Annotated in this window: 14 protein-coding genes and 4 tRNA genes; 1 reads left to right on the top strand and 17 read right to left on the bottom strand. The window is 36.0% G+C overall.

All coding sequences use genetic code 11. The features are described from left to right. Positions 1-38: 38 nt before the first annotated feature. A complete protein-coding gene (locus ACFQZ1_RS01405) occupies positions 39-248 on the bottom strand; it encodes a hypothetical protein (protein WP_377880318.1) in 210 nt (69 codons plus the stop codon). A 727-nt stretch (positions 249-975) separates the two neighbouring features. Here ACFQZ1_RS01405 and ACFQZ1_RS01400 point away from each other — a divergent pair. Beyond that, entirely contained in the window at positions 976-1,620 is a 645-nt protein-coding gene (locus ACFQZ1_RS01400; protein ID WP_377880317.1) for a hypothetical protein, read from the top strand. A 259-nt stretch (positions 1,621-1,879) separates the two neighbouring features. On the opposite strand, the gene rlmH is transcribed toward ACFQZ1_RS01400, so the two are convergent. The 16 genes from rlmH to ACFQZ1_RS01320 form a co-directional block, all read right to left on the bottom strand. Next, positions 1,880-2,359: a 23S rRNA (pseudouridine(1915)-N(3))-methyltransferase RlmH gene (gene rlmH, locus ACFQZ1_RS01395; protein ID WP_377880316.1), complete on the bottom strand. Its 480-nt coding sequence runs from the start codon at positions 2,357-2,359 to the stop codon at positions 1,880-1,882. A 59-nt stretch (positions 2,360-2,418) separates the two neighbouring features. Then, positions 2,419-2,604 (bottom strand): CxxH/CxxC protein, encoded by a 186-nt coding sequence (locus ACFQZ1_RS01390; RefSeq protein WP_098310129.1) that lies wholly within the window; start codon positions 2,602-2,604, stop codon positions 2,419-2,421. Positions 2,605-2,655: 51 nt separating this feature from the next. Beyond that, the gene (locus ACFQZ1_RS01385) at positions 2,656-3,849 is read right to left on the bottom strand and encodes a S1C family serine protease (RefSeq protein ID WP_377880315.1); all 1,194 of its coding nucleotides are present in this window, start codon (positions 3,847-3,849) and stop codon (positions 2,656-2,658) included. 63 nt (positions 3,850-3,912) lie between these two features. Continuing rightward, positions 3,913-4,707 (bottom strand): MBL fold metallo-hydrolase, encoded by a 795-nt coding sequence (locus ACFQZ1_RS01380; protein WP_377880314.1) that lies wholly within the window; start codon positions 4,705-4,707, stop codon positions 3,913-3,915. After that, positions 4,704-5,519: a two-component system regulatory protein YycI gene (locus ACFQZ1_RS01375; RefSeq protein ID WP_377880313.1), complete on the bottom strand. Its 816-nt coding sequence runs from the start codon at positions 5,517-5,519 to the stop codon at positions 4,704-4,706. Before ACFQZ1_RS01375 ends, ACFQZ1_RS01380 begins: the two co-directional genes overlap by 4 nt. Beyond that, positions 5,506-6,852, bottom strand: a complete 1,347-nt coding sequence (locus ACFQZ1_RS01370; protein ID WP_377880312.1) for a YycH family regulatory protein — start codon at positions 6,850-6,852, stop codon at positions 5,506-5,508. Before ACFQZ1_RS01370 ends, ACFQZ1_RS01375 begins: the two co-directional genes overlap by 14 nt. Continuing rightward, positions 6,849-8,684 carry a cell wall metabolism sensor histidine kinase WalK gene (gene walK, locus ACFQZ1_RS01365; RefSeq protein ID WP_377880311.1) on the bottom strand — a complete coding sequence of 612 codons (1,836 nt, stop codon included), beginning with the start codon at positions 8,682-8,684 and terminating at the stop codon, positions 6,849-6,851. The genes ACFQZ1_RS01370 and walK overlap by 4 nt, the downstream gene beginning before the upstream one ends. 3 nt (positions 8,685-8,687) lie before the next feature. Further along, on the bottom strand, positions 8,688-9,395 hold the full coding sequence (gene walR, locus ACFQZ1_RS01360) for a cell wall metabolism DNA-binding response regulator WalR (protein ID WP_377880310.1): 708 nt from the start codon (positions 9,393-9,395) through the stop codon (positions 8,688-8,690). A 158-nt stretch (positions 9,396-9,553) separates the two neighbouring features. Then, a tRNA-Phe gene (locus tag ACFQZ1_RS01355) sits at positions 9,554-9,626 on the bottom strand. A gap of 43 nt (positions 9,627-9,669) precedes the next feature. Further along, positions 9,670-9,745 (bottom strand) — tRNA-Asp (locus ACFQZ1_RS01350). A gap of 20 nt (positions 9,746-9,765) precedes the next feature. Then, positions 9,766-9,837: transfer RNA gene (locus ACFQZ1_RS01345), tRNA-Glu, on the bottom strand. Positions 9,838-9,849: 12 nt separating this feature from the next. Then, positions 9,850-9,925 (bottom strand) — tRNA-Lys (locus tag ACFQZ1_RS01340). A 164-nt stretch (positions 9,926-10,089) separates the two neighbouring features. Next, complete coding sequence (locus ACFQZ1_RS01335; RefSeq protein WP_377880309.1) at positions 10,090-11,379, bottom strand: adenylosuccinate synthase; 1,290 nt, start codon at positions 11,377-11,379, stop codon at positions 10,090-10,092. A gap of 215 nt (positions 11,380-11,594) precedes the next feature. Next, positions 11,595-12,956, bottom strand: coding sequence for a replicative DNA helicase (gene dnaB, locus ACFQZ1_RS01330; protein WP_377880307.1), 1,362 nt, complete (start codon positions 12,954-12,956; stop codon positions 11,595-11,597). 27 nt (positions 12,957-12,983) lie between these two features. Beyond that, positions 12,984-13,430 carry a 50S ribosomal protein L9 gene (gene rplI, locus ACFQZ1_RS01325; RefSeq protein WP_377880306.1) on the bottom strand — a complete coding sequence of 149 codons (447 nt, stop codon included), beginning with the start codon at positions 13,428-13,430 and terminating at the stop codon, positions 12,984-12,986. Then, on the bottom strand, positions 13,427-15,400 hold the full coding sequence (locus ACFQZ1_RS01320; RefSeq protein WP_377880305.1) for a DHH family phosphoesterase: 1,974 nt from the start codon (positions 15,398-15,400) through the stop codon (positions 13,427-13,429). Before ACFQZ1_RS01320 ends, rplI begins: the two co-directional genes overlap by 4 nt. Positions 15,401-15,571 lie beyond the last annotated feature (171 nt).

Below are 15,571 nucleotides of genomic sequence, written 5' to 3'. Positions count from 1 at the left end.
TGGTGATAACATGCCCAATAGACACCCTTTTTGAGTGCCTACAAAGCTTTTTCATACTCCCCAATGATTTTGTAAAAGGAATTCTTCTTAAGCTCTAACATTCCCATAAACTCAACGCCTGTAATGTCTTTACTTTTCCATTTTGGATAGTTTTGCTCAAGTGTTTGACGTTGTTGTTTAGATATTGTACTTAGACTTGATTGCGTTCTGCCCAGAACCATACCAGCGCCACATTTTGGAAACTTCATGAGCCCTACTAAAGGATGTTCACCACTACTAAAAGAAAATCATCTGACTAAACGATTTGTTGTACAGCAAAAGATTCCCCTAGCCATTTTTAAAAAAATTGTTTGACATAGTACGCGTATATGTAGAAAAAGGAAAGCCTTTCTTTCCGGCTTTCCTTCTCACGCTGTTTTGTCTTCATCCCAGCTTAAGTAATGTTCATCTCGGCATGCACTATCCGATGGTTTACATTAAAGCGTTGGTTCGCATCTTGACCAAAAATGTCGAAAAACACCTTACCTTTATTACTGGAGCATTGAATCTCCCATTCGCTTCCCCCCCAATTTCACTTACCACGCTCTCAATTGATGAATCTGGGGAGAGAATGAGGTTTCCCCTGTCAAAGATTAAAATGTTCAGTCCATCCAAAGAGAATACCTTAACCCGAACGGTAGCATTGACAGTATTATTGTTTACAATGGCTACTCGAGCTTGTTGAGATTTATTAGGAACATCGTTTTCAATCGAGCCTGTGGAAAGCCTCACGGAGAGCTTTACTAAATATGTAAATCTCTTTATTCGATACTAATAATCATACTTAGACAAAATCAATCCTATTATGTAAATTGAATGTAGATTCTTATCTATATATGAAAGAATTTGATTAATAGTTTTTATAGAAAATAAGTTCTTTTATGTTAAAATGGAGACAATTGATGAACGGACTTACTAAAAAAGGAGATGGTTAATTTGATTAATATTTTAGGTAAAAATAGTTGGAAAGAATACTCAATCATTCTTTATATCATCCTAAATCTTATCATGCCATTTGCCATTCTAAATTTTTTAAATATTCATTTATGGAATATAACTTTTAATCCAATTGATTTTATTTTAAAGCCTTTTATGATTATTCCATTTGCGAGCTTGTTACTGGCATTATTTACAGAATGGACAATCTATGCATTTAATTATATGAAAAGGCTACGCTTAACAATCAAAAAAAGGAAAGGTAGATTATCCCTAAAAGTGGTAGAAAAGAGTTTACCGATCTACGTAATAGATCAAAGTTATTTTAATGAAGAAATTCAACTCAAAAACACTCTAGTAGTAGATATGCGTATAAAAGATCATGATCATCTATCTTTTAGTGATCATTTAGATGTTATTAAACTTTATAATGATGATAATCGGTTAAATATCCTCGATTTGATAGAGAAAGCAAATCTCCTTATAAAGAACACTGCCTTAAAAGAAAACCTCATTACATTCATTGTCGATAGTAAAAAAGAAAAGAATAGAACGATATCAAAAATATGGCTCAGATTAATTTGTAACCCTAGCTCTAAATCGGCAATGGCTGATATTCATACGATTTTAGAGTTAGTGTATTAATCGGAAATAGTATCGCCTGAAAAATCAAAATATATATCTGTTCACCAACATACAGAGAAAAAGTATCAAAAACATTGAACTGTTCTTTTTATTCATCTAAGATAATGATACTAATCAAATCTAAACAAACTTTTTATATAAACCTTAAGGCTTTCTTAGTATTAAAAAAGCCCGCTTAAAGCGGGCTAATGAAAAGTGATCCTATCTTAATAAAATAAATTTGTCCTTCAAAATCATTATAAAGCCAGTAAAATTGCATCTATTTATGATACGGTTCATTACGATTAATTCGAAACGCTCTATACACCTGCTCTACCAGTACCAAGCGCATCAACTGATGAGGCAGCGTCATTTTTGAAAACGACAATGACTCATTAGAGCGCTTCATTACTTCTTGGCTTAGCCCAAGCGATCCCCCAATAACAAATGCCACTTTACTCTTTCCATATGTAGCAAGGCGGTCTAAGCTTGCAGCAAACTCTTCTGATGATTTTTGTTTCCCTTCAATTGCTAATGCAATTACATGCATATCATCAGAAATTCTATCTAAGATACGAATTCCTTCTTTTTCTTTCACCATTTGCATTTCGGCTTCACTTAAGTTTTCCGGTGCTTTTTCATCTGGTAACTCAACAATCTCCACTTTTGCATAGGCCGATAATCGTTTTAAATACTCTTCAATGCCCTGTTTTAAATATTTTTCTTTTAATTTTCCGATTGAGATAATTAAGATATTCACATATATTCCCCACCTTACAAACACATTATCCACAGAAGTTATCCACATATCCACATTCATCATCCACATATTGTGTGGGAATCTGTGTTCGATACAACATATGTCGCCTTATTTTGACAAAATTCACACGTTTTTTGCTCATTATCTTTATTATCCACAGTGTGGATAAACGGTGGCACTTCACATTCATCCACAATAATATCTAACGCTAGTTCCACATGTTCTAAACAACAAGGTAATTTCATAATTTCACCTCACTTATCCACAACAGAAAACAGGAGGGGCTGCCTCCTGTTTTAATACTGCTGACTGCCTAATTTTACAGTTGTTGTTTCTCGTTTTGCACCACGATAAAATGTGACTGTCATTTTATCATTAATTTTCTTATTGTATAAGATTTTTCGGAATGCAATAATATCTTGAACTGCTTTTCCATCCACTGCTACAATGACGTCATATTCGTGTAAACCTGCATCCACACCAGGAGATGGGCTTTTCACATCTAAAATACATACACCTTCTGTTATATTAGATGGAAGATGTAAGGTTTTATCCCAATAATAATTTGGAATTTCATTTAAAGATCTTAATTCAACTCCAACGTAAGGTCTTCTTACTTTCCCATACTTTTCAATCTCATTCATAACTGGAACAGCTCTTGTGATAGGAATTGCAAGTCCAATTCCCTCTACCTCTTTTGCAGCAATTTTCATGGAGTTGATTCCAATAAGCTGCCCTGCTTCATTTACAAGAGCCCCGCCACTATTACCTGGATTAATGGCTGCATCTGTTTGCAATACTTCCACTTGCCAATCATAATGCCCATCTTGATCTAAATCAACCGGTACAATGCGTTCATTTGCTGAAATAATCCCTTGCGTTACAGTACCTGAAAATTCTAAACCAAGAGGGTTCCCAATTGCAAGCGCAGCTTCACCACGTTTTACTTTCGTAGAATCACCAAGTTCAATGACCTTTTTCGCATATTTTTCATCAATTTGTAAGACAGCTAAATCTGTTACAACATCGGTTCCTAAAATCTTTCCAGGAATTTTTGTTCCATCACTCAAACTTACTTCAATACGATTTGCTCCTGCTACAACATGATTGTTTGTCACAATGTATGCATGTCCATTTGCTTTCTTGTAAATTACACCAGACCCTGTTCCTGCTTCTGAATCTGCTTCTGAAAAATTATCGCGCTGGATATTAATAACACCAACAACTGCTTCTGAAGCACGATCAACAGCTTTAACAAAGCCATCTCCTGTATTCACAACTTGAGGAGTAGACTGCGCTATATACTGTTTCTCTTCACTTGCTTCTGTTTCTCGTATTGTAGTCCAACCAAGTTTTGAAAACGTTGGAATCGCAAAAGCAAATAATGTAGCACCAATGATAGTTCCTGCTACACCAGAAACGAAAATGTGTTTATGCTTTTGTTTTCTTTTTCGTTTCATCTGTAAATCTTCTTCATCAATAAAGGACATTTATGCTCACCTAGCCTTCCGAAAGCATCTATATTCTCCTTTATTGTTTACCAAAATGAAGAATTATACGTATTGAATTTTAGTTGGCGTTTTTGGATCTGTATCGTGCAGCTGAAATGCTTCTCCTACAGCAAGTCCTTTTTCTTCAAGTACTTGTTCAACAGACATACGGGCAAGTTCTTTCATATTATTGTCTAAACTAAGGTGAGCCAAATAAATATGCTTCGTTTCATCCGTAATTACATCAGTCATCGCAAGAGCTGCATCTTCATTAGAAACATGTCCTACATCACTCAAAATTCTTCGTTTAATGCTCCATGGATAACGTCCCATTCGTAGCATTTCAACGTCATGATTACTTTCAAATACAAAAGCATTAGCTCCCTTAATAATTCCTTTCATTCGGTCGCTAACGTATCCCGTATCTGTAATAACCACTAACTTCCTTCCATTATGATGAAACGCATAAAACATTGGCTCAGCAGCGTCATGTGAAACACCAAATGATTCCACTTCAATATCTCCAAACGTTTTAACATCTCCAATTGAGAAAATAAATTTTTGCTCCGTTGGAATATTACCGATTAAATGTTCCATCGCGTTCCATGTTTTCTCATTCGCATAAACAGGCAAATGATACTTACGTGCTAACACACCTAGTCCTTTAATATGGTCGCTATGTTCATGTGTGACAAGAATGCCAGATATGTTATTTATATCTATTTCAGCTTGCTGAAACAAAGCTTCTGTTGCTTTTCCGCTTAGCCCTGCATCTACTAATAATTTTTGGCGTTCTGTCCCTACATACAGCGCATTTCCCGTACTGCCACTTGCAAGTACACTAAAATGCAAACTCATTTGCCTTCACTCCATTGTTCATTGTCCTTGCCCAATTTAATAATTTGTCCTTCTATTGCATTTACAAAGTAATCCATTTTATCTGTATACAAATTCCAGGTCGGAACAAGAACTTGTATATTTGAGGAAGAAGGAGCTACCACCGTTGCATATCCTAATTTTGCCCCTTTTATATGACTCCCTTGCTTCAATTCATTTTTCGTATTCGTATACAACGTTTCTAATGCATTTCGAGCAGAAATAATATCTAACTCTTTATTTTGGTCTCCCATCTCTTTAAATTCATATAGCATTGTTTGCGTATACGATATAATTTCTTTCTTTTCATTTAGTTCAGCAACAATCATACCATGTTGATTATAAAATAGCGGCTTATCCTTATATTTTTGAAAAAAATACACTTTCGATCCTTCCGCTTTTCCTGCAGCACTGTATTTTTGTCCATCAATTACATAAGAACGCAGAAATTCACTATAATTATCACTTGTTGTTGCTTTTGCATTCCAAAATGGCTCTTTAAGCTTACTTACAATGGTATTAGAATCTTGTAAAAACACCGTTTGATTTTTTAAAGAATGTATATCTTCATTAGAGAAACTCTTATTTTTTGCCATAATATACGTATCTTTCGTCGGTTCTTTCGGCAAATCCTCAGATGTAATTTTATCCGCTTTCAATTGTTCTTCAATATTCGTTTCCGTCATATAATCAAGTTGATCACTATCTTGTTTTTGAACGAACTGAAAAACAAGGAAGAGATCTAAAATGAAAAAGGTAACAATAAAAATTGTTTTAATCCTATTCCAATCCAATGAGCTCTCCCCCTTTCTCCACGCTCCATTCTAAAACTTTATCATCTTCACCATATACCACATACCAAATAGGTTTTAAATTTACTGCAGCAATGTTTTTTCCGTTCGACCCTGCTCCTGGCTCTGATGTAAGCTTATATCCTAAACGAATATCTTGAATTAATTTCATATCTATGTTTTTATTTTTCTCTAAAGATTGTATCACCGTCTTACCATCTGGAAGAGAAATTGTTTGATCATCGCCATACTTTACTTCCGATAACTTAAACAATGGACGCTTATACGAAATTAATTCATTTACACCCCATACTTGTTCCAATGTTGCCATACCACTTTCATTAAATACAGGTAAGCTATCAACATATAAACGATACGTTGTTTTTCCTTTTTTAGAATTCATATAATCAAAACGATAAGAATCTGTTAAACCACCATGACTATTAATAAAATCAAAGCTGCGTTGAACAAGCGTACTTCCAAATATATGTGATTGGTCTGATATAGCTGAATTTGTGTACTGCAACATTTGCTTTTTCTTTAATACTTGCATAAGACGAATTCCATCTGTATATGTGTCTTCTTGATCATCGGACATTTTTTTTACATAACGAGGATCTGTAAATAATGCATTTATAAATATATCCTCAGATATATTACTTGTTAAATACACCATACTCTGCTTATCAGTTTTCGTATCTGGCAAAAATATCTCTCTCGTATCACTTAATGTGTATTGAGAGTAGTCCCTTGCTTTAGCTGCAAATTGATCACGTGCTGTTTCAAGCTCTTTAAGCGAAATTCCTTTTAATACCATATGATATACTTTGCGATTTTCATACGAAATGAAATATACAGGAATATTACCATCCCGCCTTCCTTGAAGATCAATAAGTATACGATTAAAACTATATGACTCTGGGACTTTTTCTTTAATTGTAAAAACGTCTTTCATAGAATCCAAAGGTATATGTGTAGGAAAAATCATTTCAATCTTATCTTTACCACGAACAAAGGAGAGGAATTGATGTTTTGGGATATCATTTGATATATCCCTAAAATCATACAATTCTCCTCTCTCAAGTAATTTATACAATGGATCAATACTGTCTATATCTTCACTTCCAAGATGTGTATTCTCTTTATGAAAAAGAACTACGGAAGGAAAAATTACATTCGTAAGACTCTTTTGTTCCATCTCTGTATTATCTTGTAAATATTTTGCATTTTGCAACTTACTAGAATCGGGTACATAGGTCCATAAATTAAAAGTAAGAAATACACTAATAACAACCAAGTTAACCAGCAAGACTGATTTTAAGTTCTCAATATTCATTCCCAGTCATCCTCTTCTTCCTTTTCCATTGGAAGCGTGAAATAAATGGTTGTTCCTTTTCCTTCTTCACTTTTTGCCCAAATAGAACCGCCATGAGCTTGGATCATTTCCTTGGCAATTGCTAGACCTAATCCCGTTCCGCCCAACTTACGCGAACGCGCTTTATCAACGCGATAGAAACGTTCAAAAATCTTATCAACGTTCTCCTTTGGAATTCCCATCCCTTGGTCGCTAATGCTTATTTCTAACATATCTTCCCTTTCTCGTAACCGATATGTCACTGTTCCACCTTCTGGAGAATACTTTAATGCATTTGAAATAATATTATAAAGAACTTGTGTAATTTTATCTTCATCGATTTCAAGAAAACGTGATTTCTTAGAAAATGAACGATTAAAAGATACATTTTGTTCTTTTGACATCTCAAAACGGTCAATGATATTACTAAAGAACTGTGTAAAGTCCACCCATTCTTTCATTAAACGATATTCTGTACTATCTAGTTTTGACAGCTGTAATAATGCATTGACCAGTCGAATCATTCGCTCCGTTTCTTCTTGTGTTACCTGTAAGAATTGCGGTGCAATATTCGGATCTTGCCAAGCCCCCTCACCCAGTGCTTCTAAATAGCTTCGCATCGTTGTTAATGGTGTACGAAGTTCATGCGAAACGTTTGCCACAAATTCACGGCGTTCCCCATCAATTCGCTCTTGTTCCGTCACATCATATAAAACTGCAATTAAACCATTTACTTTTCCATTCTCTTTTTGAATAACAGAAAAACTAGCTCTTAAAATATATGGCTCATCTCTTGTACTAAAATCTAATATAACGGAATCCGGCTCTTCATATAAATTATCTAATGTATATTCTTCTTGAATTCCTAATATTTCTAAAATAGATTGATCTAACGCCGTTTCACGTGAAACATTTAGCATTTTTTCTGCCGGATCATTTAATAAGATAATATCTCCCTTTCGATCTGTTGCAATTACTCCATCTGTCATATGGGATAATACAGAGGAAAGCTTTCTTCTCTCGCTCTCCATAGAAGAACGAGCTTGCTGCAATTTCTTCGATAAGTTATTAAATGCTAATGCTAACTGACCAATTTCATCATGACCATGTACTTTTACTTTACGAGAGTAATTTCCTTTTGCCATTTCAATGGCTTGCTTTCTCATATCTGAAATTGGTCTTGTAATGGTTTGTGCCAATAAGATACCTAGTACAGCCGTTACCAACAATGCAATAACCGTTCCCGTTGCAAAGATTTGATTAATAAGCTTCATTTGTTTATAAACATCTTCCATAGAAGCAACGATATAGATTACAAAAGGTTTCTTATTATTTCCTTGAACAGGAGTAGCAACAACTTGTACACGATTTCCTGTACTGCGGTCTATTTCCATTTTTTCAGCAGGTTTTGCTTGCACTAAGGCTCGCTTTACCAATAAATCTGTTGTTTTTTTTCCGACAATACCTTGATTATATTGATGTGATGTCGCTAACACGCGACTACTCTCATCAATTACCCGAACTTCTTGAATATCAGCTTTTCGATCAGAAGAAAAATCTTCTATACTCGTTTTAATCGCTTGTTCAAGAGTGGGATCTTTTGTTTTATCTCTTTCTTTCGCAAATTCCTGCTTTAAGTTGTAAGCGAGTAAGTTTGTTCGTTGTGTTAATGACTCATTAAAACTTTTCACAAGATTCTTTTCTAACTCACGAACGAAATATACCCCAATAATTTGCATCGCCATTAAAATTAATAACATGTAAATTAATACGAACTTTAAATGAATAGACTGAAAAAAACCAACTTTCTTCATATATTACTCCTGCTCTGGATCACGTAAGTAATATCCAACACCGCGTCTTGTCACAATTAAAGTCGGATGACTTGGATTATCCTCAATTTTCTCACGTAAGCGACGAACAGTTACATCTACTGTACGTACATCACCAAAATAATCATAACCCCAAACCGTTTGTAATAAATGCTCGCGTGTCATAACTTGTCCTAAATGCTTCGCTAAGTAATGAAGTAATTCAAATTCCCGATGTGTTAACTCAATACTTTCTTCTCGTTTTGTTACACTATATGCGTTTGGATTAATTACAATTGGACCAATAATCATCTCTGCATTTTCTTCTTTTTCAGCTGTTCCACCTTGCTGATGACGACGTAAATTCGCTTTTACGCGCGCTAATAACTCACGTGTACTAAACGGCTTCGTTACATAATCATCTGCACCAAGTTCTAGCCCAAGCACCTTATCAATTTCAGAATCCTTTGCTGTTAGCATAATAATCGGCATTTCATAGTTTTTTCGTATTTCACGACAAACTTCTAAACCGTCTTTTCCCGGTAACATAATATCTAATAAAACCATATCCGGTTGTTCCTCATTTGCTTTTTCAATTGCTTCATCACCATCGTGTGCCATCACAATTTCAAAACCTTCTTTTTCCAAGTTAAACTTTAAAATATCTGCAATTGGCTTCTCATCATCAACGACTAAAATTTTCTTTCCCATCATTTTAGTTTCCTCCTGCATGTTTAATGCCTTCTTTACAGAAAAGCCCCTAGCTTCAACTGCTAGAGGCTCCCTCATTCTATTGTAAAAGAACTACTCTCATTTGTAAAATTGAACAATATAAAAAGGATATTAAGTGGGCCCACCTAATATCCTGAGAGTGGCTCGGGACGGAATCGAACCGCCGACACGAGGATTTTCAGTCCTCTGCTCTACCGACTGAGCTACCGAGCCAAAACATATATATAAAACCACTAATTGTGGTATTAAACAAAAGTGGCGGTCCCGACCGGGGTCGAACCGGCGATCTCCTGCGTGACAGGCAGGCATGTTAACCACTACACCACGGGACCAAAAATAATATATAAAAAAGTGACCCGTACGGGATTCGAACCCGTGTTACCGCCGTGAAAGGGCGGTGTCTTAACCACTTGACCAACGGGCCACGAAAATAAAATGGTGAGCCATGAAGGACTCGAACCTTCGACCCTCTGATTAAAAGTCAGATGCTCTACCAACTGAGCTAATGGCTCATACTCACCAATATGATGCTTTCGTGACGACAAGAATTATAATACCATAAAGTATTTTATTTTTGCAATACTTTTTTTCATTTTTTTATAAAAACATGAAAAAAGAACCCATTTGAACATGAGTCCTTTTTTCAATATACCGTATTCTTAAGAAAAAGACAAGATTATAGGCCGTATACATTACGAACAATGTTTGTTTGGTTACGGTCTGGGCCAACAGAGAACATAGATAATGGGATACCTGTTAATTGAGACACGCGCTCTACATAATGTCTTGCATTTTCAGGAAGATCAGCTAATGTTCTTACACCTGTAATATCTTCTGTCCAACCTGGAAGCTCTTCATATACTGGCTCACATTTTGCTAAGATATTTAAGTTTGCTGGAACTTCATCAATAATTTCTCCGTTATATTTATATCCAATACAGATTTTCAAAGTTGGAATACCTGTTAATACGTCAATAGAGTTTAAAGATAAGTCTGTAAGACCACTAACGCGACGAGCATGTCTTACAACAACGCTATCGAACCAACCAACACGGCGTGGACGACCTGTTGTTGTACCATATTCACGACCAACTTCACGAATTTGATTGCCGATTTCATCATGTAATTCAGTTGGGAATGGACCATCACCTACACGGCTTGTATATGCTTTACATACACCTACAACGCGGTGAATTTTAGAAGGACCAACACCAGAACCAATTGTTACACCACCAGCTACTGGGTTAGAAGATGTAACGAATGGGTACGTACCTTGGTCGATATCAAGCATAACGCCTTGTGCACCTTCAAATAATACGCGGCGACCTTCATCTAATGCGTCATTTAAGACAACAGATGTATCGCATACGTATTGTGCAATTTGTTGTCCATACTCATAATATTCTTCAAAAATCTCGTCAGCATTGAAACCTTCTGCATCGTACATTTTTTCGAATAAACGATTTTTTTCCGCAAGGTTGCGCTCAAGTTTTTCTTTAAATGCTTCACGATCTAAAAGGTCTGCCATACGAATACCAACACGAGCTGCTTTATCCATGTATGCAGGGCCGATACCTTTTTTCGTTGTACCAATTTTATTATCACCTTTACGCTCTTCTTCTAACTCATCTTGTTTTAAATGATAAGGTAAAATAACGTGCGCACGGTTGCTGATACGTAAATTATCAGTGCTTACATTACGATCATGTAAATATTTTAATTCCTCAAGTAATGCTTTCGGATCTACTACCATACCGTTTCCGATAACACAAATTTTTTCTTTATAGAAAATACCAGATGGAATTAAGTGTAATTTATACTTAACACCGCCGAAAACGATTGTATGTCCTGCGTTATTTCCACCTTGATATCTTGCAACTACTTCCGCATGTTCAGAAAGAAAATCAGTAATTTTACCTTTTCCTTCATCGCCCCACTGTGTTCCTACAACTACTACTGAAGACATTATTTAAGCACCTCCGCAATTTTCAAACGAACTTTTCAAACAATATAATTGTACCAAAATGCAAAGAGAAGTCAATTTAAAAACGAACATTTTTTTTACTTTTATCCCTTTCGTTCGTAAGAAATCTTTTTTCTTATTATGCTGGTCTTATTTTACATAAACAAAAAAAGAAACACATTTTATTATAAGAAATGTGCTTCTTTTTTATACTCTCACTAAGCTGACGGTGCATGACCCTCATCAAAACGCCGTTCTAAGTTTACGAATTTGTTAAATTCCTTCACAAACGCCAGTTCAACCGAACCTACCGGGCCATTACGCTGCTTAGCAATAATTATTTCAATTGTATTTTTGTTTTCTGTTTCCCGGTCATAGTAGTCTTCACGATATAAAAAGGCTACTATATCAGCATCCTGCTCAATACTTCCTGATTCACGAATATCAGACATCATCGGGCGCTTATCTTGACGAGATTCAACACCACGAGAGAGCTGAGATAAGGCAATTACTGGAACTTCCAGTTCACGAGCGAGCCCTTTTAGTGTACGAGAAATTTCTGATACTTCTTGTTGACGGTTTTCACCCGATTTTCCACTACCCTGAATAAGCTGTAAATAATCGATTAAAATCATTCCAAGACCGTGTTCTTGTTTTAAGCGACGGCATTTTGCTCGAATTTCACTAACGCGAATCCCCGGTGTATCATCAATAAAAATACCTGCATTTGAGAGACTCCCCATTGCCATCGTCAGTTTCGCCCAGTCTTCTGAAGTTAAAGATCCTGTACGAAGACGCTGCGCATCAATATTTCCTTCTGCACAAAGCATACGCATAACGAGCTGATCAGCCCCCATCTCTAAACTAAAAATCGCAACATTTTCATCCGTCTTCGTAGCAACATTTTGGGCAATGTTTAAAGAAAATGCTGTTTTCCCTACAGATGGACGCGCTGCTACAATAATTAAATCATTACGCTGGAAACCTGCCGTCATACGATCTAACTCTGTGAACCCAGTTGGAATACCTGTAATTTCTCCTTTTTGATTATGCAGTAATTCAATTTTATCGTAAGCTGTCACAAGAACATCTTTAATGTTTTGAAATCCTTTTGTATTCGTGCGCTGAGATACTTCTAATATTTTTTTCTCTGCTTCATTTAACAAGCTCTCTACATCATCTTCTCGTTCATAACCATCCGACACAATATGCGTTGCTGTTCGAATAAGCCGGCGCAAAATCGATTTTTCGGCGATAATGCGCGCATAATATCCGACATTGGCAGCTGTCGGTACAACTTCCGCTAGTTCAGCTAAATAGGAAACACCGCCAATTTCTTCTAACAAATTTTGATCAGCAAGCGCTGCTGTTGCAGTAATTAAATCAATTGGCTCTCCTTTATCAGAGAGATCAAGCATCATTTGATAAATTTTTTGATGCGCCGTTCGATAGAAGTCCTCTGGCATTAGCATTTCCGAAGCTGATGTTAATGCTTCTTGATCGAGAAAAATAGCCCCTAAAACGGCTTGTTCAGCCTCAATATTATGCGGAGGGGTACGATCAGCAAATACGTCACTCATGCGCAAACCTCCTCTTCAATCTTTTGTTTATTGTTCAGTAACATGTACTTTTACTGTCGCTGTTACTTGCGGATGTAATTTCACAGTAACATTCGTATATCCTAACGCACGAATTGCATCATCCATTTCAAATTTACGTTTATCAAGTTTAATATTATGAGCTTTTTGTAAACCATCTACAATTTGTTTACTTGTAATAGAGCCGAATAAACGGCCGCCTTCACCTGATTTTGCTTTTAATTCTACTGTTAACTTTTCTAGAGTTTCTTTCAACTCTTTGCATTTTTGAAGCTCTAATTCTGCATCTTTTTCTTCTTTGCGTTTTTTTGCATCTAATGTTTTCATATTTGCATTTGTTGCCTCAACTGCAAGACCTTGTTTTAATAAAAAGTTATTTGCATAACCGTCCGGTACGTTTTTCATTTCCCCTTTTTTACCTTTACCTTTTACGTCCTTTAGAAAAATTACTTTCATGATTGTGTTCCTCCCTCTAAATACTCATTTATAACAGATTGTAGTTTTTTTTCTGCGTCATCAATTGATATGTCTTGCATTTGCGTTGCAGCATTTGTTAAATGACCGCCTCCACCTAAATGCTCCATAATAAGCTGTACATTTACCTCTCCTAAAGAACGTCCACTAATACCAATAACAGTTTCACTACGCTGTGCAATTACAAAAGAAGCTACTATTCCTGTCATTGTCAGCAATGTATCAGCTGATTGTGCAATTAATACTTGATCATAAAACCCATCACCATCTACCTTTGCAATTGCAATACCCTTTTTATAAAGGTACGCATTTCGGATTGTTTTTGCAATCTGTAAATAATGCTCCATATCCTCTTTTAATAACTTTTGTACCAATACAGTATCAGCACCATGCGAACGAAGATAAGAGGCTGCATCAAACGTGCGAGCTCCGGTGCGGAATGTAAAACTCTTTGTATCCACAATAATACCCGCGAGTAAAGCTGTCGCCTCTAGCATATTCATTTTTAAGCGCTTAGGCTGATATTCCAATAGCTCTGTTACAAGTTCTGCCGTGGAAGACGCATATGGTTCCATATAGACAAGCAATGGGTCTTCAATAAAATCCTCCCCGCGACGATGATGGTCAATTACAACTACATTTTCAATCTTATCAAGCAACTTTTTTTCCATGACCATGGACGGTTTATGTGTATCTACTACAACAAGGAGTGAATCATCATTCGCGAATTCAAGTGCCTGCTGTGGTGTAATAAATCGAGACCATAATTCATCTTGCTGTTTAACTTCATCCATTAGACGTTTAATTCCTTTATCAGAATCATTTTCATCCAATACGATATATCCTTCTCGCTCGTTAAGTTGTGCTACCTTTAAAATCCCAATTGCCGCTCCGATAGCATCCATATCTGGTGCCCGATGCCCCATAATAATAATATTACTGCTTTCTAAAACAAGATCTTTTAAAGCATGAGAAATAACGCGTGCACGTACACGAGTACGTTTTTCGACCGGGTTCGTTTTCCCGCCATAAAACTTTACTTTCCCTGTAGCTTGTTTAATTGTCACTTGATCTCCACCTCGTCCAAGTGCCAAATCAAGACCTGATTGTGCCATAGCTCCGAGCTCCGCTAGCGATAAATCACCAGAACCAACACCAATGCTCAATGTAAGTGGAATATTTCGTTTAGACGTTTCTTCACGTACTTGGTCTAAAATATCAAACTTTCCTTTCTCCATTTGCGCTAAGATACTTTCATTTAGCACAACGAAAAACCGCTCAGATGAAGCACGTTTCAAATACGCTCCATGTTTCACAGCCCATTCAGTCAACAAAGATGTAACATGGCTTGTAATGTTTGTACGCAATTGATCATCTAGCCCTTGCGTTACCTCATCATAATTATCTAAATAGATGACAGCGAGTACCGTTCTTTGGTCCTCGTACATTTTCTCGATTTCTGCTTGTTCTGTCACATCAAAGAAGTAAATTAATTTCTCTTCTTTTCTGGCAAACACACGAAATTTCCTATTATTCAAAGATACAATATCATTCGCTGTTTCGCCTTTTGTAAATAAAAGTAGGGTCTCTGATAAATCATACAGATGCCATCCAGCTAACGAATGTTGCCCTAAACAGGAAGATAAATACGGATTTGCCCAGTCGATTCCATAATCCTTATTATATAGTAAAATTCCAATCGGCATTTGATTGAAAGCCTCATTACTTACCTTTTTAACTCTTGTAATCGTATCATTCGTATACTTTTCAAAACGTTTTTGAAATGCAAGCTCATATTTAATAGTGAAAAATAAAACGATACAAAAGATAACAAAGGAAATCATCCCCATTAACCAATGAAAATAGAGAAGAATTGTAATGAGTACGAACGCTAAAAATGCCAATACATAAACAGGATACAAAAACCGCTGTTTCTTATAAAATTCAGGCATATATACAACTCCTATAAAGTGAAACTTCTATCAGCTAGGCCTTCATTCCTCTGCTGATATTTAGTTAAATCCACCAGACTTATCCCCATTTACAGAGTCTTACAGTCCCATTAAGTGCAGGATAAAAGTTTATATTTCTATGTTTCGTTACAAAAAAATGCTTATAAAAAG

The organism is Bacillus sp. CGMCC 1.60114 (genome assembly GCF_042676365.1).
GTDB classification, from domain to species: domain Bacteria; phylum Bacillota; class Bacilli; order Bacillales; family Bacillaceae_G; genus Bacillus_A; species Bacillus_A rhizoplanae_A.
This window is presented reverse-complemented; position numbering and strand designations above follow the sequence as displayed.